The organism is Pseudomonas lundensis (genome assembly GCF_015377145.2).
Classification (GTDB): domain Bacteria; phylum Pseudomonadota; class Gammaproteobacteria; order Pseudomonadales; family Pseudomonadaceae; genus Aquipseudomonas; species Aquipseudomonas lundensis.
In genome coordinates this window covers 4,318,940-4,342,989 of the sequence record NZ_CP062158.2, presented here as the reverse complement: position 1 = coordinate 4,342,989, position 24,050 = coordinate 4,318,940, and the positions used below count along the sequence as shown (strand labels likewise).

General features: G+C 59.1%; 22 protein-coding genes. 9 read left to right on the top strand and 13 right to left on the bottom strand.

Going from position 1 to position 24,050, the window contains the following annotated elements; genetic code table 11:
• Nucleotides 1–234: 234 nt before the first annotated feature.
• Both IF654_RS20395 and IF654_RS20390 read left to right on the top strand, forming a co-directional pair.
• Nucleotides 235–1,002 (top strand): SDR family oxidoreductase, encoded by a 768-nt coding sequence (locus IF654_RS20395; RefSeq protein WP_094987593.1) that lies wholly within the window; start codon nucleotides 235–237, stop codon nucleotides 1,000–1,002.
• 69 nt (nucleotides 1,003–1,071) lie between these two features.
• Nucleotides 1,072–1,977, top strand: coding sequence for a cation diffusion facilitator family transporter (locus IF654_RS20390; protein ID WP_094987592.1), 906 nt, complete (start codon nucleotides 1,072–1,074; stop codon nucleotides 1,975–1,977).
• Between the two features lie 79 nt (nucleotides 1,978–2,056).
• Here IF654_RS20390 and ureG read toward each other — a convergent pair whose 3' ends face one another.
• The 5 genes from ureG to IF654_RS20365 all read right to left on the bottom strand — a co-directional run bounded on the left by ureG (nucleotide 2,057) and on the right by IF654_RS20365 (nucleotide 5,111).
• Nucleotides 2,057–2,671, bottom strand: coding sequence for an urease accessory protein UreG (gene ureG, locus IF654_RS20385; protein ID WP_047273154.1), 615 nt, complete (start codon nucleotides 2,669–2,671; stop codon nucleotides 2,057–2,059).
• 9 nt (nucleotides 2,672–2,680) lie between these two features.
• Complete coding sequence (locus IF654_RS20380; RefSeq protein ID WP_047273155.1) at nucleotides 2,681–3,355, bottom strand: urease accessory protein UreF; 675 nt, start codon at nucleotides 3,353–3,355, stop codon at nucleotides 2,681–2,683.
• Complete coding sequence (gene ureE / locus IF654_RS20375) at nucleotides 3,352–3,852, bottom strand: urease accessory protein UreE (protein ID WP_047275125.1); 501 nt, start codon at nucleotides 3,850–3,852, stop codon at nucleotides 3,352–3,354. Before ureE ends, IF654_RS20380 begins: the two co-directional genes overlap by 4 nt.
• 173 nt (nucleotides 3,853–4,025) lie before the next feature.
• Nucleotides 4,026–4,658, bottom strand: coding sequence for a TetR family transcriptional regulator (locus tag IF654_RS20370; protein WP_047273157.1), 633 nt, complete (start codon nucleotides 4,656–4,658; stop codon nucleotides 4,026–4,028).
• A gap of 174 nt (nucleotides 4,659–4,832) precedes the next feature.
• Nucleotides 4,833–5,111 (bottom strand): hypothetical protein, encoded by a 279-nt coding sequence (locus tag IF654_RS20365; protein WP_047273158.1) that lies wholly within the window; start codon nucleotides 5,109–5,111, stop codon nucleotides 4,833–4,835.
• Between the two features lie 275 nt (nucleotides 5,112–5,386).
• Here IF654_RS20365 and IF654_RS20360 point away from each other — a divergent pair, with 275 nt between their 5' ends.
• Nucleotides 5,387–7,462, top strand: a complete 2,076-nt coding sequence (locus tag IF654_RS20360; protein ID WP_194862110.1) for an AsmA family protein — start codon at nucleotides 5,387–5,389, stop codon at nucleotides 7,460–7,462.
• A gap of 131 nt (nucleotides 7,463–7,593) precedes the next feature.
• On the opposite strand, the gene IF654_RS20355 is transcribed toward IF654_RS20360, so the two are convergent.
• The gene (locus tag IF654_RS20355) at nucleotides 7,594–8,124 is read right to left on the bottom strand and encodes a ferritin-like domain-containing protein (RefSeq protein ID WP_047273160.1); all 531 of its coding nucleotides are present in this window, start codon (nucleotides 8,122–8,124) and stop codon (nucleotides 7,594–7,596) included.
• An 86-nt stretch (nucleotides 8,125–8,210) separates the two neighbouring features.
• On the bottom strand, nucleotides 8,211–9,089 hold the full coding sequence (locus IF654_RS20350) for a DMT family transporter (RefSeq protein ID WP_097192982.1): 879 nt from the start codon (nucleotides 9,087–9,089) through the stop codon (nucleotides 8,211–8,213).
• A 97-nt stretch (nucleotides 9,090–9,186) separates the two neighbouring features.
• Between IF654_RS20350 and IF654_RS20345 the strand changes: the two genes are divergently transcribed.
• From IF654_RS20345 to IF654_RS20335, 3 genes are all read left to right on the top strand, one after another.
• The gene (locus IF654_RS20345) at nucleotides 9,187–9,975 is read left to right on the top strand and encodes an AraC family transcriptional regulator (protein WP_047273162.1); all 789 of its coding nucleotides are present in this window, start codon (nucleotides 9,187–9,189) and stop codon (nucleotides 9,973–9,975) included.
• Nucleotides 9,976–10,059: 84 nt separating this feature from the next.
• Entirely contained in the window at nucleotides 10,060–10,350 is a 291-nt protein-coding gene (locus IF654_RS20340; protein ID WP_047282010.1) for a PsiF family protein, read from the top strand.
• A 206-nt stretch (nucleotides 10,351–10,556) separates the two neighbouring features.
• Entirely contained in the window at nucleotides 10,557–11,567 is a 1,011-nt protein-coding gene (locus tag IF654_RS20335) for an AI-2E family transporter (protein WP_047273164.1), read from the top strand.
• Between the two features lie 53 nt (nucleotides 11,568–11,620).
• Here IF654_RS20335 and IF654_RS20330 read toward each other — a convergent pair whose 3' ends face one another.
• Entirely contained in the window at nucleotides 11,621–12,886 is a 1,266-nt protein-coding gene (locus IF654_RS20330) for an Hsp70 family protein (protein WP_047273165.1), read from the bottom strand.
• A 301-nt stretch (nucleotides 12,887–13,187) separates the two neighbouring features.
• Here IF654_RS20330 and cbpA point away from each other — a divergent pair, with 301 nt between their 5' ends.
• Both cbpA and IF654_RS20320 read left to right on the top strand, forming a co-directional pair.
• Nucleotides 13,188–14,099, top strand: coding sequence for a curved DNA-binding protein (gene cbpA / locus IF654_RS20325; RefSeq protein ID WP_047273166.1), 912 nt, complete (start codon nucleotides 13,188–13,190; stop codon nucleotides 14,097–14,099).
• 2 nt (nucleotides 14,100–14,101) lie between these two features.
• Complete coding sequence (locus IF654_RS20320) at nucleotides 14,102–14,419, top strand: chaperone modulator CbpM (protein WP_047282012.1); 318 nt, start codon at nucleotides 14,102–14,104, stop codon at nucleotides 14,417–14,419.
• An 80-nt stretch (nucleotides 14,420–14,499) separates the two neighbouring features.
• Here the strand turns inward: IF654_RS20320 and IF654_RS20315 are convergent, their stop codons facing one another.
• Complete coding sequence (locus IF654_RS20315) at nucleotides 14,500–15,633, bottom strand: sensor histidine kinase (protein ID WP_047291696.1); 1,134 nt, start codon at nucleotides 15,631–15,633, stop codon at nucleotides 14,500–14,502.
• 382 nt (nucleotides 15,634–16,015) lie between these two features.
• On the opposite strand from IF654_RS20315, the gene IF654_RS20310 reads away from it, so the two are divergent.
• Nucleotides 16,016–20,851 (top strand): NEL-type E3 ubiquitin ligase domain-containing protein, encoded by a 4,836-nt coding sequence (locus tag IF654_RS20310; protein ID WP_194862111.1) that lies wholly within the window; start codon nucleotides 16,016–16,018, stop codon nucleotides 20,849–20,851.
• A gap of 44 nt (nucleotides 20,852–20,895) precedes the next feature.
• Here the strand turns inward: IF654_RS20310 and ureC are convergent, their stop codons facing one another.
• The 4 genes from ureC to IF654_RS20290 form a co-directional block, all read right to left on the bottom strand.
• Nucleotides 20,896–22,596, bottom strand: a complete 1,701-nt coding sequence (ureC, locus tag IF654_RS20305; RefSeq protein WP_094987589.1) for an urease subunit alpha — start codon at nucleotides 22,594–22,596, stop codon at nucleotides 20,896–20,898.
• A 77-nt stretch (nucleotides 22,597–22,673) separates the two neighbouring features.
• Nucleotides 22,674–22,982 (bottom strand): urease subunit beta, encoded by a 309-nt coding sequence (locus tag IF654_RS20300; RefSeq protein WP_047273171.1) that lies wholly within the window; start codon nucleotides 22,980–22,982, stop codon nucleotides 22,674–22,676.
• On the bottom strand, nucleotides 22,979–23,512 hold the full coding sequence (locus tag IF654_RS20295; protein WP_047273172.1) for a GNAT family N-acetyltransferase: 534 nt from the start codon (nucleotides 23,510–23,512) through the stop codon (nucleotides 22,979–22,981). The genes IF654_RS20300 and IF654_RS20295 overlap by 4 nt, the downstream gene beginning before the upstream one ends.
• Entirely contained in the window at nucleotides 23,509–24,042 is a 534-nt protein-coding gene (locus tag IF654_RS20290; protein WP_047273173.1) for a GNAT family N-acetyltransferase, read from the bottom strand. The genes IF654_RS20295 and IF654_RS20290 overlap by 4 nt, the downstream gene beginning before the upstream one ends.
• Between the last annotated feature and the right edge of the window lie 8 nt (nucleotides 24,043–24,050).

Below are 24,050 nucleotides of genomic sequence, written 5' to 3'. Positions count from 1 at the left end.
CATGGCGGGGCTTTGCGCGTTTCGAGTTGCCCCCAAAGACTGTGGACGGGCCTGTGGATAAGGTGAGCGCACATGGCGCTATCCCTTGTGCGATGTGGTCTGGAGACGGTTGGTTGTTTATTGCACAGTACACGGTTGCCCACGCAACCTGCTTGCCGCTCAAACGCACTCGGGGCATTCTGCTGGCCGTCCCATTACCCCGGCGGACCCTGCCCGCCAGCCAAGGAGAACACGATGACTTCCACCCTGTTTATTACCGGCGCGACTTCTGGATTTGGTGAGGCGTGTGCACGCAAGTTTGCGCAAGCAGGCTGGAAACTGGTGCTGACCGGCCGTCGTAAAGAGCGTCTGGACGCCCTGTGTGAAGAGTTGTCCAAGTACACAGAAGTGCATGGCCTGGTGGTCGATGTGCGTGATCGTGGAGCGATGGAAGCGGCGATTGCCAACTTGCCGCCCTCGTTCAGCACGCTGCGCGGACTGATCAACAACGCCGGGCTGGCGGTCGGCACCGACCCGGCCCCGCAGTGCAAGCTCGACGACTGGGAAACCATGGTCGACACCAATATCAAAGGGCTGCTGTACACCACCAACCTGTTGCTGCCGCGCCTGATTGCCTACGGGCGCGGTGCCGGGATCGTCAACCTGGGTTCTATCGCGGGCAATTACCCGTACCCCGGCAGCCACGTGTATGGCGGCACCAAAGCCTTTGTGAAGCAATTCTCCCTGAACCTGCGCTGTGATCTGCAAGGCACAGGCGTGCGCGTCAGCAACATTGAGCCGGGTTTGTGCGAAAGCGAATTCTCCATGGTGCGCTTCGGGGGCGATCAGGCGCGCTACGACGCGACCTATCAGGGCGCTGATCCGATTCAGCCCGAAGACATCGCGGAGACCATTTTCTGGGTGCTCAACACCCCGGCACACATCAACATCAATCGCCTTGAACTGATGCCCGTGACGCAGTCCTGGAGCGGTTTTGCCATCGAAAGGCACGCCAAGGAGTAAACTCGCCCCTGGCAGCCCACCCGCGACCTCCTGAGGGGGTCGCATTCCATCGGGCTGAAAGGAGTTTTTGTGAGTAACCGTGGCGAGCAGATTCTGCTCAAACAATCGACTGTTCTAATGTTTGCGGTGGCCATTGCGGGCATCGTGACGGGTTTTATTTCGGGGTCGCAATCCATCCTGTTTGATGGCTTTTTCTCGTTGATCGCAACGTTTATCAAGGTGTTGATGCTCATAACGGCGCAACTCATCGCCAAGGAGAGCAACCAGCGTTTCCAGTTCGGCTTCTGGCACCTTGAACCCATGGTGTTGTTGATCGAAGGCAGCTTCCTCTTATTGATTGCGATCTATGCCTTTCTGAATGGTGTATTCGGCATCATCAATGGCGGGCGCGAGATTGAACTGGGGTTGGTCATCCTCTACGCAGCGGTGTTTACCGTGATCGAATTTGGCTACTACTTCTGGGTTCGGCGCAAAAATCGATCGTTGAAATCGACGCTGATTCAGTTCGACAACATCAGTTGGCTGGTGGATGCCATGTTGTCGGTGGGCCTGTTGATCAGTTTCCTCACGGCGCTGGCCCTGACGCATCAGGGTTATGCACAGTGGGCAGCTTATGTGGACCCGGCAATCCTGATTGTGCTGGCCCTGAGCATGCTTGCGCCTGCGTTCAAAATCCTCAAGCCGGCATTGCGCGACGTGCTGGGGATTGCCCCCGACGCACTGGACGACAAGGTGCGCGAGGCACTGGAAATCGCCTCGGCGCGGCATGGTTTTGAAGGTTACAAAACCTATGTGCAGAAGCATGGCCGGGCGCGTTTCATTGAAATTCACATCGTGTTGCCTTCGGGGTATCCGCTGACCAGTGTGAAAACCCTTGATGCCATTCGTGAGGAAATATCCGCGATGCTGGGCAAGGTTGACAGCGCACGCTGGCTGACCATTTGCTTTACCGGCGACCGCAAGTGGATTGCGTAATCATTGCGTAAGGATGGATCGCAGCCACACTCGGCTGCGATCAGGCGCGAAGCGCTCAAAATCCCCCTGATACCTCGCACTATTGAGTTATCAACAGCCCCTGACGCTCTATAAAAGCCACGATCGCATCGAGGCCCAAGCCGGTTTTCTGGTTACTGAACACAAACGGTTTGTCGCCGCGCATGCGCCGCGTATCGCTGTCCATCAGCTCCAGCGAGGCGCCCACCAGCGGTGCCAGGTCGATTTTGTTGATCACCAGCAAGTCCGACTTGCAGATTCCCGGCCCACCTTTGCGCGGTAACTTGTCACCCGCCGACACGTCGATCACGTAGATCGTCAGGTCGGAGAGTTCGGGGCTGAACGTGGCCGACAAGTTATCCCCACCCGATTCCACCAGAATCACGTCCAGGCCGGGAAAGCGGCGGTTCAATTGATCCACCGCTTCGAGGTTGATCGAGGCGTCTTCGCGGATGGCGGTATGGGGACAGCCGCCGGTTTCCACGCCAATGATGCGTTCGGGTGCCAATGCCTGGTTGCGTACCAAAAAGTCGGCATCTTCGCGGGTATAAATATCGTTGGTCACGACCGCCAGGTTGTAACGGTCCCGCAACGCCAGGCACAACGCCAAGGTCAGCGCGGTTTTACCTGATCCGACCGGCCCACCAATGCCGACACGCAGAGGTTGTGTATTCATTCAAAACTCCTAGGACCGAAACAGGCGGCTGTACTGGCGCTCGTGGGCCATGCTCGCTAAAGACAGGCCAAAAGCGGCGCTGCCCATGTGGGAAACATCCAGATGACTGGCGTGCAGTTGCGCCAGTTGCAGGCTTGGGGATAACTCGCTGGTCATGCGTTGTGCCGTTTGCTGGCCTAACGGCAGTGTTTTCATCAACACGGCCAACTGGTTCTCCAGCCAGCTCCAGAGCCATGCCGCCAACGCGTCCTGCGGGTTGATGCCCCACGCACGTGCGGCGAGTGCCCAGCCAAGCGCCAGATGCGGCTCGTCTTGCTGTAAGAGGAACTGCCGCGCGGGCTCATCCAGTTCAGGTAAGCCGCTCAGCAACTGTTGCAGGGAATAGCCCATTTGCCGGCTTTCCTGATGCAGTTCGCGGGTTTCCCGGCTGGCGCGGTGTTCGTCACAAAACCGTTGCAGGGCGGGCCAGTCTGCTTGGGCGGCAGCCTGGCAGTGAGCGAGCAATAGCGGGGCTTCGAAGCGGGCGAGGTTGAGCAGCAACTGGTCGTTGATCCAGCGCGCGGCGCTGGCCGGATCGCGCACCCGGCCTTGCTCCACCGCCATTTCAAGCCCTTGGGAATAGCTGTAGCCGCCAATGGGCAATTGCGGGCTGGCCAGACGCAGCAGCGCCCAGGCCGGGCTCACAAACGCACACCAAACTGGTGAAGTTTGGGCGCGTAGTTGAAGTCTTCTTCGCCCGCCCGGGAGTGGTGATGACCACCGCCGTAAGCGCCGTGTTCAGGCTGGAACGGGGCTTCGATGGCGTCGGTGCAGGCGCCCAATTGTTCGAGCATCGCCTTGAGCACGTAGTCATCCAGCAGTCGCAGCCAGCCGTCACCCACTTGCAGCGCCACGTGGCGATTGCCCAAGTGATAAGCGGCGCGGGTCAGTTCGAACGCGTTGTCGCACGTGACGTGCAGCAGGTGTTCAGGGCTGGCGCAGACGCGCACGATGCGCCCGTCCTGCGCCTGAAGGAATTCGCCGTCGTGCAGCGGCGTCTGCCCGCGGTCCAGAAACAGCCCGACCTCTTCACCGTCGCTGCTGAAACAGCGCAGGCGGCTTTTGCTTCGGGCTTCGAAGTTGAGGTGCAGTTCGGCGCTCCACACGGGGTGGGCGTCGACTCTTCGGTGAATGACCAGCATCGGTAGGCTTCCTGCGATTAACGATAGGCATGCTCACAGCAAGGGGCTTGCCAACCTGGCCGGGCATCGCTGATGTCGCGAATCGTATGCTCAAAAACAGAGCAGGAAGATGAAACTTGATCTAAACAAGTGCGCACACTGGGCTGTGTTGCACCAATGAGGTGCGAAGTCGCTTACTCGGTGCTGCCCAACCCTTGCCAGTGTTTGAGGCCAATGAAGATGAAGCGCAGTTGCTGGCTGATTTTGGCCTGCGGTTGCAGGTAGTCCGGCAGCGGTTCGGCGGGCGGATCAATCACATCGGGCAACGCCGCAAATACACTTTTGACCACCAGATCGGCAATCACGGTCAGCGCCGCCGGATTGAGATGGTGCAGCTTGGGCTTGGAGCCGAGGTCGGCGGCCAGGTCGGAGGTGATGTCTTCGCGCAACGCCGCGATGGCCTGCCGAACCGGTTGCGAACCGCCGTATTGCTCCCGCGCGAGGAACAGAAACTGCGAGCGATTGGCCTCGACCACATCGAGGAAAATCCGCACCGATGCGTTAATCACGCCGCCCATGAACAATTCGTTATGGCGTACCAGGCGGATGGTTTCGCGAAAGGTCTGGCCGACCTCGCTGACCAACGCCAGGCCCAATTGGTCCATGTCGCTGAAGTGCCTATAAAAGCCGGTGGGCACGATGCCAGCGGTTTTTGCGACTTCACGCAAGCTGAGGCTGCCAAAGCCGCGCCCCGATTCCATCAAGTGGCGGGCGGCGTCCATCAGCGCAAGGCGGGTCTGTTGTTTCTGTTCGGCGCGGGGGAGCATCTGGGCGGGTCTTCCTGACAAGTGCAGCGGCGCACTCTAGCAAATCAGCTTTGATGACGTCGAACGCAGTTAAAGACTCAGGCGGGTGAACGTGACGCAGTCGTTAGTGACGAATAACGCGGGGTCGGGCTTGCGATCGTTTCGCGCTGCTCGTCAGCGACGACTGCGGTGCGCTTAGCTGGCACGTTGATTCCTTTCGGCCAGACGCTCTGCGCCACCTTCGGCCAGGCGGTTTTGTTGCTGCTTCTGGGTGCGGTCGTAACCGTCTTCGGCCACACGGTTGTGTTGATCCAGCGTGCGTTGTGCGCCGTCTTCAGCAACCGGGTTCAAAGGCTCGCTCAAGGTGCTGGAGGCGGGTTGTGCCAAGGGTGCCGACTGATCTTCAGCGGGCAGGGCGAAGGCGTTAAAGGCAAACAGTGACAGGGTCAAACCAAACATGGCTGGGCGTTTCATGATGCGGGTGCTCCGTAGCAAGGCAGTCAGTGGGTACGGGGGCAATGCTACGCTTGGATTTTCGATAACAAAGTTCATACGGCCAATGGTGATAATCAACACAATTGATTGTTCAACCAAAGGCCTCTAGCCCGCTGCTTTGCGGACGGGTAAAAGAGAACACGAGGCTTTTTTGAGGCAAAGCGGCACACGGGTTAAACCTTGGACCGTCTTTGCCGGTCGTACTTTTATACGCGTCGCAATCTGGACGTTCAGACGTAATAAGGAGCCGTGTCATGACGCGCACCCGTAAAGTGCTTGCCTGGGTTGTGGGCCTGTTTGCCCTGTTGGTCGCCGTGCTGGTGGTGCTGATCGCCACCTTCGACTGGAACCGCCTCAAGCCGACCATCAACACTAAGGTTTCTGAAATTTTGCATCGCCCGTTTGCCATCAACGGCAATCTGGCTGTGCAGTGGCAGCGTGAGCCCGATGAAGGCGGCTGGCGCGCCTGGGTGCCATGGCCGCACGTGATCGCTGAAGACCTGACGCTGGGCAACCCCGAGTGGTCGAAGACGCCCCAGATGGCCAGTTTGAACAAGGTTGAGGCGCGTCTGTCGCCGTTGGCCTTACTGACCCAGACCGTAGCCATTCCGCGTATTGATTTGGTTCAGCCGAGCGCCGACCTGGTGCGGTTGGCGGATGGCCGGGCGAACTGGACCTTCACTTTCGATCCCAAGGACCCCGACGCCGAACCCTCCAACTGGACGGTGGACATCGGTGCCATCAAATTCGACAAGGGGCACGTGACCCTCAATGATCAGACCCTGAAAACCCGGCTGGATGTAGTGATTGATCCGCTGGGCAAGCCGATTCCGTTCAGTGAAATCGTGGGTGAGAAAGAAGCGAAAAAGTCGCAAGAAAAGGGCGCTGCTCCGCAGGACTACGCCTTCGCGTTGAAGGTCAAAGGCCAGTACCACGGTCAGAACCTCGACGGCACAGGCAAGATCGGTGGCTTGTTAGCGCTTCAGGACGCGAACCAACCCTTCCCGTTGCAGGCTCAAGTCAGCATCGCTGACACCAAGGTCGCGTTGGCCGGCACCCTCACGGACCCGCTCAACCTGGGGGCGCTTGATCTGCGCCTGAAACTGGCTGGCAGCAGCTTGAGCAACCTCTATCCGCTGACGGGCGTGACATTGCCGGATTCGCCGCCTTATTCCACAGATGGCCACTTGATTGCCAAGCTGCATGAGCCGGGCGGTGCCGTGTTCACCTATGAAAACTTCAACGGCAAGATTGGCAACAGTGACATCCACGGCGACCTGAAATACGCCGCCAGCCAGCCCCGCCCCATGTTGTCGGGCAAGTTGGTGTCCAATCAACTGTTGATGGCTGACCTTGGGCCGTTGATCGGCGTGGACAGCAGCAAAGCCGCCAACGCCCCGAAAGCCAGCGCAGGCGTGAGCAAGCAACCGGTGGGCAAGGTGCTGCCGGTGGAAGAGTTCCGTACCGAGCGCTGGCGCGATATGGACGCCGACGTGGAATTCACCGGCAAACGCATCGTGCAAAGCGCCGAGCTGCCGTTTACCGATCTCTACACGCACCTGGTGTTGAACGATGGTCAATTGAGCCTGGAACCGCTGCGTTTCGGCGTGGCGGGCGGCAAGCTGGACGCGCAAATTCGCCTCAACGGCCGCAGCACACCGCTGGAAGGGCGGGCCAAACTGACCGCGCGCAATTTCAAACTCAAGCAACTGTTCCCCACCTTCGAGCCTATGAAAACCAGCTTCGGTGAGCTCAATGGCGATGCGGAAATCTCCGGGCGTGGCAATTCGGTGGCCAAGTTGTTGGCCACCTCGAATGGCGGCTTGAAAATGATCGTCAACGACGGCGCCATCAGCCGTGGCCTGATGGAAATTGCCGGGCTCAATGTGGGCAACTACATCGTGGGCAAAATCTTTGGTGACGAAGACGTGAAGATCAACTGCGCGGCGGCGGACTTCGGGATCAAAGACGGCCTGGCGACGTCGCGGCTGTTCGTGTTCGACACCGAGAACGCGATCATCTACATCGACGGCACGGCTAACTTCGCCACCGAGCAACTGGACCTGAAAATCACCCCGGAGTCCAAAGGGCTGCGGTTGTTCTCGCTGCGTTCACCGTTGTACGTGCGCGGAACGTTTGGTAACCCGTCGGCGGGCGTGCAAGCCGTGCCGTTGATGCTGCGCGGTGCGGGCATGGTCGCTCTGGGGGTGATTGCTGGCCCGGCAGCCGGACTGCTGGCGTTGGTGGCACCGAGCGGCGACGAGCCCAACCAGTGCGCACCGCTGCTGCAACAGATGCAGCAAGGCAAAGTGCCCAAGACCGTGAAGTAAAGGCTTGCCCTCATTCCCACCTTTTCCCTGCGCGGGAGAGGGTGGGGGGCGAGGGCTCAAGCACGCAAAAAACCCGCAAAAAAGCCCGCCCCCACGTGACGGGGGGCGGGCGCTGTCAGGCCTGATGAGGCTTACAGGTCTTGCAGAATGTCGGCCATGTCGTCGGCGTGCTCTTCCTCTTGCGCGAGGATGTCTTCGAAGATCCGGCGGGTGGTCGGGTCTTTGTCGCCAATGTACTGAATGATTTCGCGGTAGCTGTCGACAGCAATCCGCTCAGCGACCAGGTCTTCGTACACCATTTCTTTCAAGGTCGTACCGGCCACGTATTGGGCGTGGGCGTTCTTGGACAGCAGGTCAGGGTTGAACTCCGGCTCGCCGCCCAACTGAACGATACGCTCGGCCAGTTTGTCGGCGTGTTCCATCTCCTGATTGGCGTGCTCCAGGAACTCATCCGCCGCGACGCTGGCCTTCAGGCCACTGGCCATGAAGTAATGACGCTTGTAGCGCAGAACACAAACCAGTTCGGTGGCCAGCGACTCATTGAGCAACCGCAGAATTTCTTCGCGGTCTGCGCTGTAACCTTCGGTTACGGCACCTTCTTCGACGTTCTTGCGAGCGCGTTCGCGAAGGGTTTGCTTGTCGGATAACGTTATCTCGGTCATTTCAATCTCCTCACTAATCCGGTTGCCGCCTCGCTCTGCTGGCGAAGTCGGTTCATAGGGTGTGAGTTCAGCGCACCGAGAAAGTTTTATCGGATGTTGCGCACCGGCGTGGTCCAGCGTTCCGACAGAATCACCCCGCCCAGCGTCAATGCCCCACCCACCAGATGAAACAGGTGCAACTGCTCTTTAAGCACCACGGCGGCAATCAAGGCGGTAATCAAGGGCAGCAAGTTGAAGAACAGGGTGGTGCGGCTCGGCCCCAGCAATGCAACGGCCTTCATCCAGGCCAACGGCGCAATCATCGACGCCAGCACGCAGGCGTACAGCACCAGGCCGATGTTGTGCACGGTCGGGCCGACCTTGGGCGAGATCAGGTACAGCGGCAGCAGCACCACAATCGCCACCAGCACTTGCAGGTAGAGCATCTGCAACGGCGGCAGGCGCAGTTGCCACTTCTTGAGCAGGGTGCTGTAAATCGCGTAGGCGAGGGTGGCGACGAGCATCATCGCGTCTCCCAGGTTCAAGCCTTGATCGAGCAAGGTGCCGAGGCTGCCACTGGAGACCACCACCAGCACCCCGAAAAACGACAGCACGGCGCCCACCAGCGCCCCTGCGGTCAGGCGCTGGCCGAGGCTGATGATGGACAGGGTGAGCACCATCAACGGCATCAGCGACAAAATGATGCCCATGTTGGTGGCCGAGGTGCGGGCCGCCGCGTAGTAGGCAAGGCTTTGATACACCGCCATGCCCAACACGCCGAGGATAAAGATCTTGCCCAGGTTGGGGCGGATGACCGACCAGTTGGCCAGCACCGGTTTGATCATGAACGGGGTAAACAGCAGCCCGGCCAGCAGCCAGCGATAAAAGCCGATCTCCGAGGGGAAGATCGCCCCCACGGCGAGTTTGTTGATCACGGTATTGCCGGCCCAGATAAAAATGGCCAGTAGCGGGTAAGCGTATTGCATCAGGAACAACCACAGGATTAATGAGCCGCGATTATCCGCTTGTCTGTCCGCAGGCCTATACTTCGATCCAGCTAACCTCTTCGTGAATCCAGACAGCATGCGCAAGAACCTGATCAGTGTTCCCGAGTTCGATCAATTACCGGCTCCGGTCTACTTTCGTTACGCCGAAATCGACGCGCACAGCCACGCGTGCCCACACCGGCATGCCTGGGGTTCGCTGGACTACGTGGCCCATGGCGTGATGCGTTTTGAGGTCGACGGGCAGCGGTTTATGTCGCCGCCGCAGTACGCGTTATGGATACCGCCCAATACCGAGCACAGTGCCTACAATGCCCAGGCCATTGTTTACCGTTCGGTGTATCTGGACGCAGCGCATTGCCAGCACCTGCCGCCCCGGCCGGTCACGTTGGCGATCAGCGACATCCTGAAAGCCATCCTTAGCGACTTCGCCCGCCGCGATGTCAACATTCCCGAAGGCGAGGCCGACCAGCGTCTGGCCCAGGTGCTGGTCGACCAACTGAGCCAGGCGGCCGTGCATCGATGCTTTTTGCCCTACGCCAATCACCCCGGTTTGCAAGGGGTGCTGGCCGCCTTGCAGCGACAGCCGGGGGACAACCGCCCGTTGGGGCAGTGGGCCGAACAGGCGCATGTCAGCGAACGTACGTTGGCGCGGTTGTTCGTGCGTGAGCTGGGCATGAGCTTTGGGGAGTGGCGCCAGCGCTTGCGTTTTCTGGCAGCCATCGAAGCGCTGGAGTCGTCGTCGCGCAGCGTGCAAGACATTGGTTTCGACATGGGTTACAGCACGGCGTCGGCGTTTATTGCGATGTTTCAGCGTCTGGCCTGTTGCACGCCCGAGCAGTATCGGCGCAAGGCGCGGCATGTTTAAGCGGTCATGAGGAAGCTGTAACAGAGTTTGTCTACACTGCGATGAAGTCCGCCGCGTCCGCTGCGGCCACAAGGAGAAAACTCCATGAAGATGCTGCGTGTTCCTCTGCTGCTGATGGGTGTATTGGTGTGCTCGCAAGGGTTTGCGGCCACGGCCCAACAAAACAAAATGACCGCGTGCAACGCCGAGGCCAGTGCCAAAACCCTCAAAGGCGACGCGCGTAAAGCCTTTATGAGCAGTTGCCTCAAAGCCAAGCCGGCCGGTGCGATGACTCAGCAAGAAAAAATGAAAACCTGCAATGCCACGGCCACCACCCAGGCACTCAAGGGCGATGAGCGTAAAGCGTTCATGAGCGATTGCCTGAAGAAAAAGTAGTCACTTGTCGCCCCGCGTTCTCACTGCCCCAGGCTGCGAAGCGTTGCGAGACACCGCGTTTATTCAAGCGCGGCGCTAACCGCTCGCAGCCTTGGCCAGGGCTGATCAGAGGGCCTGCCCCGTCCTCCGTCAGTCACATTATGTAGTGATCCCCGTCGAAGGCTGGCAGACTGCCCGTCCTTTTACCCTGCTTGTTTTGAGGCTGTATGCCATCGTTTTCTCAGCGTCACATCTTGCTGGCCAGCTACATCATTATTGCGGGCGGCTTGTTGCTGGTATTTCCTTTGCGCTTGTTGCCCAGCCTGTTGGCGGGTTTGCTGGTGTACGAGCTGGTCAACATGCTCACCCCGCAACTGCAACGCCTGATCGCCGGGCGCCGTGCGCGTTGGTTGGCGGTGATGTTACTGGGCACGTTGGTGGTCAGTGTGCTGGCGCTGATTTTTGCCGGTGCCATCAGCTTTTTGCTGCACGAGGCCGAGAACCCCGGTGCATCTCTGAACAAATTCATGGCCGTGGTCGACAAGGCCCGTGGCCAGTTGCCGCCGTTTTTAGACAGCTACCTGCCCGCCAGTGCGGCGGAGTTTCGCGTCGCCATCGGGGCGTGGATGAACAAGCACTTGAGCGACCTGCAACTGGTGGGGAAAGACGCGGCGCACATGTTCGTGACCTTGCTGATCGGCATGGTACTGGGCGCCATCATCGCCTTGCAGCGCATCCCTGATGTGAGCCGACGCAAACCCTTGTCCGCCGCGCTGTTCGAGCGCCTGCACCTGCTGGTTCAAGCGTTTCGCAACATCGTCTTCGCGCAGATCAAAATCGCACTGCTCAATACCGTGTTTACCGGGGTCTTCCTGGCCGTGGTGCTGCCGTTATTCGGCGTTCACTTACCGCTGACCAAGACCCTGATCGTGCTGACCTTCCTGCTGGGCCTGTTGCCAGTGATTGGCAACCTGATCTCCAACACGCTGATCACCATTGTTGGCCTGTCGCTGTCGATTTGGGTGGCGGTGGGGGCCTTGGCCTACCTGATCGTTATCCACAAGCTGGAATACTTTTTGAACGCCAAGATTGTGGGCGGGCAGATCAGTGCCAAGTCGTGGGAATTGCTGCTGGCGATGCTGGTGTTCGAAGCCGCGTTCGGCCTGCCGGGGGTGGTGGCCGGGCCGATTTATTACGCGTATTTGAAGAGTGAGTTGAAGCAGGTGGAGTTGGTCTGATCGCCGGTCTTCACCCAGCCCTCTCCTTGCGGGAGAGGGTGGGGTGAGGGCTATCAGCCGTAACGCTTTTTGGCTTCAATTGCCAGACCGCTGCCGATGCTGCCGAAGATGTTGCCTTCAACATGACGCGCATTGGGCAGCATGGCCGACACGCTCTGGCGCAATGCCGGAATACCGCTCGAACCGCCCGTGAAGAACACCGTGTCCACCTGCTCCACAGCCACGCCGGCATTGCCCAGCAGTTGGGTCACGCTGTTGCGGATGCGTTCGAGCTGGTTGTCGATCGAGGCTTCGAACAGCGCACGGCTCAGGTCAACGTTGAGCCCGGCCTCGATACGGTCCAGCGGCACGTGGCGACTGTCGTTGCGGGTCAGTTCGATTTTGGTTTCTTCGATTTCCATTGCCAGCCAGTGCCCGGCGCGCTGTTCGATCAACTTGAACAGGCGGTCGATGCCGCCGGTGTCTTCGATGTCGTAGCGCATGCTTCCCAACGCCAGTTGGGATTTTTGCGAGTACACCGAGTTGATGGTGTGCCAGGTCGCCAAGTTCATGTGGTGGCTGGTGGGCATGTAGGCACCGCTCTTCATGCGGCTGCCGTAGCCGAACAGCGGCATTACGCCTTGCAGGCTCAGTTGTTTGTCGAAGTCGGTCCCGCCCACGTGCACACCGCCGGTGGCCAGAATGTCGTCCTGGCGGTTGTCCATGCCGCGCCGCTCGGGTGACAGGCGCACCAGCGAGAAGTCGGAGGTACCGCCGCCGATGTCGACAATCAGCACCAGCTCCTCGCGCTCGATGGTCGACTCGTAGTCGAAAGCGGCGGCGATGGGTTCGTACTGGAAGGACACTTCCTTGAAGCCAATGGCACGGGCCACGTCGGTCAGGGTGTTTTCGGCTTCCTGGTCAGCCAGCGGGTCGTCATCGACGAAGTACACCGGGCGGCCCAGTACCACTTCTTCAAATTCGCGACCGGCGGTGGCTTCGGCGCGTTTTTTCAGTTGGCCGATAAACAGCCCCAGCAGGTCTTTGAACGGCATGGCCGTGCCCAGAACACTGGTGTCGTGCTTGATCAGCTTGGAACCCAGCAGACTTTTGAGTGAGCGCATCAGGCGGCCTTCATAGCCTTCCAGGTACTCATGCAGCGCCAGACGGCCATACACCGGGCGGCGTTCTTCAATATTGAAGAACACCACCGAGGGCAGGGTGATTTTGTCGTCCTCCAGCGCAATGAGGGTTTCCACGCCTGGGCGCAGCCAGCCGACGGTGGAGTTTGACGTGCCGAAGTCGATGCCGCAGGCACGGGCCGGAGAGGCGTTTTTCATGTCTGTCGTGTTCCGGTTAAAAAACGGCCGCGCAGTGTATGTCAGACGGTCACAGAATCGAAGCACGACTATTCGTTAATTCGCAGGTTTTAATCCCCTTGAAAGACTATCCTTCACCCCCAAACTTCCAGACATTGGCTTGGTGGTTGTAAGGCAATTGAGTGAAGCCCGTAGGCTGCCGATAAACTTTTGCAGCGCCGTAGCGTCGGAAGATTGAGATCGGTCAATCGACAGACTGGCTAACCCAAGCATTGTGGGTGGTCTGAGTGGCGCGATATTGATAACGGATGGTGATCCTTACATGGACTTCAAAGACTATTACAAGATTCTGGGTGTAGAACCCACGGCTGACGATAAGGCGATCAAGACCGCTTATCGCAAGCTGGCGCGCAAATATCACCCGGATGTCAGCAAAGAAAAGGACGCCGAGAGTAAATTCAAGGACGTGAACGAAGCGTATGAAGCGTTGAAAAGCGCTGATAAACGCGCCGAGTACGATGAAATTCGCAAGTACGGTCAGCACGGCCAGCCGTTCCAGGGGCCACCGGGCTGGCAGGGTCGTTCCAGTGGCGGCTTCGAAGATGCAGGCGATTTTTCGGACTTTTTCAGCTCGATCTTCGGTTCGCGCGGTAATGGCTTTGGTGGTCAATCAAGCCGCAGCGCGGGTCGTCGCGGGCAGGATGTTGAAATGGAATTACCGATTTTTCTGGAAGAAACCCTGTCGGGCGAGTCCAAGCAGATCAGCTTTCAGGTGGGCGGTACCAGCAAGACCCTGAACGTGAAGATCCCGGCCGGTGTGACCGACGGCGAACGCATTCGCCTCAAAGGCCAGGGTGGCCCGGGCATGGGCGGCGGGGCCAATGGTGATCTATACCTGATCATTCGGTTTGCACCGCATCCGAAGTTCGACGTGGAAGGCCACGATTTGGTGATTACGGTGCCTTTGGCGCCGTGGGAAGCCGCATTGGGGACCAAGGTCGCCGTGCCGACGCTGACCAGCAAGATCAACCTGACCATTCGTCCGGACAGCCAGAGCGGCCAGCGTTTGCGCATCAAGGGCCATGGTTTGATGGACAAGAAAGGTCAGCGCGGCGATTTGTATGCCCAATTGAAAGTGGTCATGCCCAAACACACTGACGAGGCGAGCAAAACCTTGTGGCAAGAGCTGGCTGACAAAGCAGCCTTTGATCCGAGAGCCCAATGGAGTAATTGATCATGAGCAGCACCCTGATCGTTCAGCTGGACATGGAAAGGTTCTGCGAGGAGGCCAATTTACCGGCCACTTACGTGATAGAGATCGTCGAACACGGAATTATCGAACCTCAGGGCCACGCACCGGAGGCGTGGCGTTTTGAAGACTATGAACTGGTCATCGCAAAGCGTGCAGCCAAGCTGCATCAAGACCTGGAGCTGGAATGGGAAGGCGTCGCCCTGGCGCTGGACTTGCTCGAAGAGGTGCAGCACCTGCGGTCTGAAAACCGCCGCCTGAAGCAGCAACTGGGGCGGTTTGTGGGCAGCAACCCCAACGCCTGACCGGCTTAAGGAGCAACCTGGTACCCCGACAGCGACTGCGCAGGGTTAATGCCCTGACATGCAGTCGCTGGCGCGCGGTATCAGGCTTTTTTCGGTAACACCACGGTAAAGGTGGTGCCTTCGGCGGCGGTTGAAGTGACTTCAATCGTGCCGCCGTGGGCATTGACCGACTCTTTGACGATGTACAGGCCAAGACCGAGGCTGGTGGATGTGCCCGGCAGGCTGACGTCTTCACTCGGGCTGCGCACCAGCGGGTCAAACAGGGTTGCCAGCGAGCCTTCATCAATGGGCGTGCCACGGTTGTGTACCGAAAGCAGAACCTGCTCGGCGCCACCGGTCAGTGTCACGGTCACCACGCGGCTGTGGCTGCCATGTTGCAGCGCATTGCCAATCAGGTTTTGCAGCAACTGATTGATCAGGCCGCGATCCCACTCACCTTGCACAGGGCCATCAATGGTTAACACCGGCTCGCAGTCCGGTTGCCCGGCGCAGGCTTCGGCCAATGCCGCGCGGCAGGCTTCGCCCAGGTCCAGGGACACCGGTTCGATCGGCAACTGGCTGCCCAGACGGCTGCGCACAAATGCCAGCAGATCGCTGACCATCGAACCCATGTGCCGCGCACCGTTCTTGATGGCGTTCACATAGTTCAGGGCATCGGCGTCGAGCTTGGCTTTACGCTCCAGCATCTCGGTGGACATGCTCACCGCTTGCAGGGGCGCGCGCAGGTCGTGCCCCAGAATGGCCAGAAAGATGTCCCGCGAGCGATTCACCTGATCGGCGTAGGCCGAGGTGGATTCGGCCAGCGCTTCATCTATGGCTTCGTTGAAGCGAATCATGTCCTGAAAGTGCCCGTGCTCCGGGAATGGCAGGCTGTCGACCCACAGGCGGATGACACACGCGCGCAGGTGCCGGAATTCGGATGTCATCTGCACCAGATCGAAACCGACCGTATGGCGCAGCTCGCCGTGGCTGGCGGCGGCCTCGTCCAGGCTCGGGGTTTTATCCGGACCTTCGCCCTCAGCCTTGGCCTGTTGCTCGCTGGCCGTCTGGGCGGTGGTCATGTCACGCGAGGCCGCCAGCAAAATGGCCTTGGCATGGTCGCGCAGGGCCACGCTGTCCATGTGTTCGGCCGCAGGCGTAATGGTTTCTGCAAAGCGCTCCCACTCATCGACGATGCGATCAGCGTTTTGCACGATGAATTCGGATAGGCGCATGCCCAAATACCCTTGCTGTAAGAGCGGTAGTCAAAAAAGGTGACGCATATTAGCGCATGCGCGAGTATCGCCCTCAACTCAATATGCCGTATATCGTAATCCCCCAAGATCGCGGATCCAGCCGATAAGCTGCAGGTCTGCGCGTGCCTGAGAATGTCCTGGCCGATTGGCTGATTCACCCGCGGCCTCCCGGCTGGGATCGGTGTGCGGGAGGGCCTGCCGGGGGGTAGATGAAAAGAACATTCGGCAGGGGCTATATATCGCTGCGCTGTATACAAATGCTCGCTCGTTCAGGCGCGATTTAACGCAACGTTTTGCGTTATTTAAAGGACGGCAATCGGGTTTAGATGTGGGAGGACTTACGCATCGAAAAGAGCTTTATATGAATAAACAACCTGCTGCCCCTGACACCTTTCATCCTCAGGCCTTGCTGCACATGGATGAAACCTCCGAAGCCGTCAAACAAAACATGCCGCTCTGGCTGTTACAGGCTGATGACGATACCCGACAAAAAGTCATTCAGGCGTTCATCACGACGCATGCCCTCGAACAGCAATTAGCCGCGCATCTTTCTAAAGTGGTTGCCCCTGCCGACTTTGCCAAAGGCTTGCTGAACCCGGCGCTTTCAGCCAGATGGGGGCGAGAGGTGGACAGCGAGCGCAATATATTTGTCAATGTGCAGCGCTTTTCCTTTAACCCGTTGGGAGATGCGATCAGAGAGCCGCTGGATATTGTCTTGCCCACAAAATGGCGACCGATTACCTCCATGACGCATTTGACGTTATTGGAAGCGGCCATGCAGAACTTCTCACGGGAAGAAGTTGAGCAGGACTTTAACGGCGTAGCCTTTATTCTGGAACACAGTGGGAGTGCCAAGCGCACAGGGTTAAATCCACAGCACTTTGCTCAGTTATGCCGAACATTAAATGTGGGCGGCCAGTATCAAACGTACTTGAAAACTCTTTTTTATCCTTATGAACGCATCGACCGTTTTCAAACGGACCTTTCCGGATACGGTATTTATTCGGACTTTATAACCCATGCAAAAAGCCAACTTGAATTACTCAGTCATCAGGCCTGTTTGACGCATGCGATTGGCGTAACGGCCTACCAGATGCTCTTGCAGTGGGTCAGGGGGGAGCCGCAGCCGCGTTGGGGCAGGCGCACGGTGCGGGTGTCTCACATGACGATGCTCAGCGTTAAACATGACGGGGTGGGGCAAGCCGGGTGCCCGATACACGGGGCCCTGGTGTTCATGCCCACGCCCCTGAACGCTGAAAATTCGCTGCCTTGTCTTGTGTATACCCCTCACGATCAGGGGTTGCCCTTGTGTGAATACGCGTCGCTGCAACGTTTCAATGACCTTTACGCCTTGCGCTTACGGGAGGAGGAGCCGAAAGCCGCATTGATCAAAGCCGTGGAACAGCGTTATCAAACAGAATTTGCCAAACAACTTGATCATGCACTGCGCGTCAAAGGTAAAACGACGTCGCTGGTATCAGTAGAGACCTGGCGGCCTCGTCCTGATTTACAGATTCAGTTGTCGGACTCGGGTCACACGCCGTTTGTGACGCTCTATACACAATTTATTGACTCTGTTTTGAGCAATGCGCGCTTTGTGATGGTGCCCACCCAAGAACAGGACACCTCCCTCCTCACCTCGTTGACTGCCTTGTTTGAAGCCGCCCTGCCTTTTTTGAATCTGGCGGCTTTTTTTGTGCCCCTCGTTGGTGAGCTTATGCTGTTTTCCACCGGCGTGCAGTTACTGTCACAGATTTATGTCGGGGTCGAAGATTGGTCCCATGGCGAGGTGAAGCAGGCGTTCGCGCACTTTGAGTCTGTGGCGCAAAACCTGATCGTATTGCTCGTAGGGGCCCGTGCGACCATCGCGTGGTCTTCCTTCAACCCTGAAATTGCCTACCCCTCGTTGATCGAAACCCTTCGCCGGGTGAATACCGCGGCAGATGAAACACGTTTGATGAAAGTCGATCTCGCGCCGTTTATCAGCGACGTTCAGTTGCCCGAGCATCTTCAGCCGGACAACGACGGGATTTACCACACCCAAGACCGCGCGTTCGTCCACATCAAAGGCCAGCCGTACGAGATTAAACATGACGAGGCCAGTCAGCACTGGCGCGTGCAGCATCCCAAGCGTCAGGGCGCCTACGCTCCGGTTGTTGAACACAATGCCCATGGGGGCTGGTTTCTGGGCGTCGAGCGTGCCGGTGAATGGGACAAGGTGGAGTCACTGCACCGGGCCTCCTCGCATAAGTCGGCGTTAAGTGAGTCCGAGGTGGAGCAGGTGCTCAACATCGTGGGGGCGCAAGACGATGCCCTGCGCTGGAGCCATGTCAATCGTGAACCGCCCCCGGCGCTGGTGCTCGATACCCTCAAACGCTGGCAGCTGGCAGATGACGTTGAGCGTCTGGTTGAACGATTGCAGGCGTCTGCGTCGGTGCAATGGAGTGATAACCGTCACATTGTGCGTTTGCTGGAGCGTATGCCCGGTTGGCCGCCGGGCACGTGGCTACAGATTTTGGGTGCAGATGGGCGTGTTCTTCAGGATGTGACGCTGGCCGGTGAATGGCGCTCGCCCCTGCGTGTGAACATGACCGATGTGCAGCAGCAGGGGATATTCAGCGCATTGGCGGCGGCCATGGATGACGCCTTGGCCGCGACATTTCTTGGAGCTGAAGCGATCACCCCGCAACAGCGTGCCGACGCGTTGCTCAACAAGGTCGCCGGTTTCGCCCTGACCCAAAAAAAGGCCTTGTTCAGCGAGGGGTACAAGGCAAGCGAAGTATTCGCTACCGGGCCCAGGCAAACACTTCATCGGCACCACCCCACGCTGCCCGCCAGTGTGGTGAGCGAAGTGCTGCGACACGCCAGCGTCAGTGAAATCCGCGTGTTGAACAGCCTCAAGAAGGTTCCGTTGCGACTGGCCGAAGAGTTGCGGCTCTATCGCCACGCGCTCAACGTGACGCGTGCGCTGGAAGGGTGCTATCTCGATACCGAAGACCCCGCCCCAACCCTTCGCCTGGTCGGGGCGCTGTTCTTGAAAACGGCTCAGGGCAAGCAATATGTGAGCGCAGGCCAAGAGCCTTTGCTGCGCAGCGCTCAAGCCGGGACGCTATTAGACAACGCGCAAACGTTGCGGGCGCTGGCGCTTGTGAAAGGGGATGCGTTGTTGCGCGATCAACTGGTCGCCTACGCCCATGACCACCAGGACGAAACCCGGGGTGCGCTGGGGTTGCAGCCCATCAAGCCGTGGTTTAAATCCCCCATGCGACTGGCCCGTGGGCGCGTGGGTTATCCCCTGAGTGGCAGAATCACGGATGCCGGGCGCAGTGCGTTTCAGATCCGCCGCGTAAAAAGCCTCTATCCGCAATACACGCATACCCAGTGCGAAGCATTCCTTCGTGCGCTGGAGACCTCTAAGGCTAATCCAGAGCTTGAACTGGTGCGCCGCGAGCTTGAATACGAAGCGCTGCAGGACGCTTTGCGCAGTTGGGTCGGCCAGCCGCTGCCGGAGTATTCAGTGGCTGCCCGCCGAGATGTCTCGCCGCTCACGATCAAGCGGGCAGCGAGCAACGTTATCAGCCGTGCCTGGCGGCGCGAGACCCGGCTGGAAGATCAAATCGGCAATCTGAATGAGTACGTGGAGGATGCAAGCCTGTCTGCCCAAGACCTGCCTGATCCACGGCGCTATGTGCTGGACCTCAGCGGCATGCCCGTCGGTGACTTGCCGACGCTGCCGGGCAGTTTTCGCCATATCTCAGTGCTCATCATGGATGACATGGCGTTAAACGAAGTACCTGAAGGTTTTCTCGAATGTTTCCCTGACCTGCGGTGGCTGTCGATGGAAAACAACCGGCTCAGCACGTTGCCGCGGGCGCTGAAGCAGATGAAAGGTTTGCTAAAGCTCGACCTCGCTCATAACGAAATAGCCCTGACCGCTGAGGCTGGCAGCACCCTGGCGGGGCTGACAAACCTCAGAGAGCTGAATCTGGGCAACAATCCTTTAGGCCAAGCGGTGGATGTCAGTGGCATGCAGCGTTTACGCCATATTGATCTGCGCCATACCGCAAGCACCCATTGGCCATCCGGCGTTGAGACCTTGAATGAAGTCGCTTATCTGGACTTGCGTGACAACAACATCACTCAAATTCCCGATGCGGTTTTCAATTCCGATACGCGCCTGAATGCGGTGACCTATGTGCATGACAACCCGCTCACACCGGTCAGTGAGCAACGGCTGGATTCATACGCAGAGCGGACCGGGATCAACATGGGCTACGTCTCCACGCGGGGGCACAGCTTTCTGACCGACCCGCGCAGCTATAGCTGGTTTTTGAGTGGCCCCGAGCCGTTGGCGGCCAGGAAACAGGAGATCTGGCAAAGCCTGGAGCAAGACCCGCAGACCCAGGATTTGCGACGGGTGCTCATGGGCCTGACAGCCACTCCGGCCTACGCCAATGAAAGTACGCGTGACTCACTGATCGAACGGATTGGCACGATGCTACTGGCCTTGGGTGACGATACCGAGTTGCGGGAAAACCTCATGCTCAGGGCCGGTCATGGTTCGACATGCGGGGATGGGCTGGCGTTGATTTTCAGTGATCTGGAAGTGCTCACTCTTGTGGCCAAGGCCAAGGAACCGGTGGGCGCGGAAGAATGCGAGCTTAAATTGCTGCGTTTGGCGCGCAGCTTATATCGCCTGGATCAAGTGGAAGTGATCGCGCGGCATTTGATGCAAGAGCGATACACCCGCGGGCACGATGAGGAACTTGGCGAGCTCAATGAACTGGACGAAGTGGAGTTCCGGCTGGCGTTTCGCATCGCGTTGGCGGAGCCGCTGGAGCTGCCGGCGCAACCGCTGGCCATGGAGTACGAGCACTTGGCGGATGTGTCGCAAATGCTCATTGACGGGGTGCGGTATCGGGTACTGGCCAATGAGCGTTCCACCAGCAATTTGTTCGACTCAATCTGTGAGCGGGAATTTTGGGTGGATTTCTTGAAGAAAAAATATGCTCACCAGTTCGCGGCCATCCTTGAACGGCACATGGTGCGCACCCACGAGGTTGAAGTCGGGGCGCATGCCTCCTCGGACGAGGCCTACAAACAATCGCTGGAAAAGATCGGTGAGGATTACAAGGCGGCCTGTAAAGCGTGGGTTCAGCGCTTGACCCATTGGGAAATGACGGTGCATCCGTTTTAACCCTGGCCCTCACGCCAGCGTGTGCTTGCGTGAGGGCATACCGGTCAAAACAGAAAGTAGCGTTGCGCCATTGGTAACACGTCGGCCGGTTCGCACCACAGCAACACACCGTCCGCCTTGACCTGATACGTCTGCGGGTCGACTTCAATGTCGGGCAGGTAGCCGTTGTGGATCAGGTCGGTCTTTTGCACGTCGCGGCAGCCTTTGACCACGGCAATTTGTTTTTTCAGGCCCAGGGCTTCGGGCACGCCGGCTTCGGCAGCGGCCTGGCTGATAAAGGTCAGGCAGGTGGCGTGGCGCGAGCCGCCGTAGCTGGCGAACATGGGGCGATAGTGAACCGGTTGCGGCGTCGGAATGGAGGCATTGGCGTCGCCCATCAGGCTCGACGCAATCGCGCCGCCCTTGAGAATCAGCGTCGGTTTGACCCCGAAAAACGCCGGGCGCCAGAGCACCAGGTCGGCCCATTTGCCCACTTCGATCGACCCCACTTCATGGCTGATGCCGTGGGTGATGGCCGGGTTGATGGTGTATTTGGCGATGTAGCGTTTGGCACGAAAGTTGTCATTGCCAATCGCGTCTTCCGGCAATGGGCCGCGTTGTTGCTTCATCTTGTCGGCGGTCTGCCAGGTGCGGGTGATGACTTCGCCCACGCGGCCCATGGCCTGACTGTCGGAGCTGATCATCGAAAACGCGCCCAGGTCATGCAGGATGTCTTCGGCGGCAATGGTCTCGCGGCGGATACGGCTTTCCGCGAAGGCCACGTCCTCGGCGATGCTCGGATCCAGGTGATGGCAGACCATCAGCATGTCGAGGTGTTCGTCGATGGTGTTGCGGGTGAAAGGCCGGGTCGGGTTGGTGGAGCTGGGCAACACATTGGTCAGGCCGCAGGCCTTGATGATGTCCGGTGCGTGCCCGCCGCCCGCGCCTTCGGTGTGATAGGTATGAATGGTGCGGCCCTTGAAGGCAGCGAGGGTGGTTTCGACAAAACCGGACTCGTTCAACGTGTCGCTGTGAATCGCCACTTGCACATCGTATTGGTCGGCCACATTCAGGCAGTTATCGATGGACGCAGGGGTGGTGCCCCAGTCTTCATGCAGCTTGAGGCCGATGGCGCCCGCTTCGACTTGCTCGATCAGCGGTTGCGGCAAACTCGCATTGCCCTTGCCGGTAAACCCCATGTTCATCGGGAACGCGTCAGCCGCTTGCAGCATGCGCGCCATGTGCCACGGGCCCGGGGTGCAGGTGGTGGCGTTGCTGCCGGTGGCCGGGCCGGTGCCGCCGCCGATCATGGTGGTCACGCCGCTGTTGAGTGCTTCTTCGATCTGCTGCGGACAGATGAAATGAATGTGGGTGTCGATGCCGCCTGCGGTGAGGATCATGCCTTCACCGGCGATCACTTCGGTGCTGGCGCCAATGGCGATGGTGACATTGGGCTGCACGTCCGGGTTGCCCGCCTTGCCGATGGCGTGGATCCGGCCGTTCTTCAGGCCCACGTCGGCTTTGACGATGCCCCAGTGGTCGATGATCAGCGCATTGGTGATCAAGGTGTCCACCACCTCGGCGGCCAGTAACTGGCTCTGGCCCATGCCGTCGCGGATCACCTTGCCGCCGCCGAATTTCACTTCTTCCCCGTAAGTGGTGAAGTCCTGCTCGACCTCAATCCACAGCTCGGTGTCGGCCAGGCGAACCTTGTCACCCACAGTCGGGCCGAACATATCGGCATAGGCGTGGCGGGATATTTTCATGATGCGTTCCTGAGCGTTAAGTCAAAACCGGTCGCCGCCGGGGGCGGCAACAGAGCGTTCACGTGCCAATGTCACGGTCAGTCCAGATCGCCCATCACGCGCCCGGCAAAGCCAAACACCCGGCGCAGGCCCGCCAGCTCGACCAGTTCCACGTCGCGGGTCTGGCCCGGTTCAAACCGTACGGCGGTGCCCGCCGGGATGTTCAGGCGCATGCCACGGCTTTCGCCGCGCTCGAACATCAGCGCATCGTTGGTTTCAAAAAAGTGGTAATGGGAACCGACTTGAATTGGCCGGTCGCCCCGGTTGGACACGCTCAGCCGGTGCGTGCGCCGACCCGCGTTCAGCTCGATCTCGCCCGCCTCGATGCAGTATTGGCCCGGAATCATTGCGGTTCACTCAAGGTTTTGAAGTAGATGGCGGTCGGGCTGTAGTGGCCGTCGGGGCTGCGGCAGTAGTTGGGCAATTCACCGACACGGGTATAGCCCAGGGCGCTGTAGAAGTTTTCGGCGGGCGATCCGGCCTCGGTGTCGAGGTGCAGCAAGCCGCGTTTGTGCTGACGCGCGCCGTGTTCCAGTGCCTGAATCAGCACCTGGCCCAGCCCGCGGCGGCGCGCTTCGTTGAGTACCAGCAGCTTCTGCACTTCGGCCCGGTTCAGGCCATTGGCCTTCTGGCACAGCGCCAACTGCACGCTGGCCAGCACCCGTTGATCTTCGACCAAGACCCACAGCAACAGGCTGCCTTGTTCCAGTTGGCTCAGCACCTCGCAGAAGTAAGCGCTGGCCTTCGGCACGTCCAGATCGTCCATGAACCCGACCGATGCGCCGTGCTGCACGGCATCGACCAACAGGGCGATCAGCCCTTCACGGTAGTCATTGAAGGTGTGCGGGGTGACTTGTAACACCTGCTCGTGGCTCATTGGCCGTGCTCCTGCGGGGGAAGGGCGCCGGGGTTGATCATCAGTTGCATGAAGGTCAGGTCCAGCCAGCGGCCGAACTTGATCCCCACTTGTGGCAGGCGGCCGCTGGTCACGAAACCGAGTTGCTTGTGCACGTGAATCGACGCGGCGTTGGCGCTTTCAATGGCGGCGACCATCACGTGTTTGCCGCAGCCGCGGGCGCGTTCGATCAGGGCGGCGAGCAATTGCGGGCCCAGGCGTTTACCGCGCTGATCGGGGTGTACGTACACCGAGTGCTCGACCGTATGGCGAAACCCTTCAAACGGACGCCAGTCGCCAAACGAGGCGTAGCCCAAGGGCACGTTGGCGTCATCCACAATCACCAGAACGGGATAACCCTGTTGTTGCCGGGCTTCGAACCATTGTTCGCGGTTGGGCAGGTCGACGGTCTGCTCATTCCAGATGGCGAGGGTGTTCAGCACGGCATCGTTGTAAATATCGCGAATCGCCGGCAAGTCGGCCGGGACTGCATCACGAATAACGTAAGACATGACGCGGC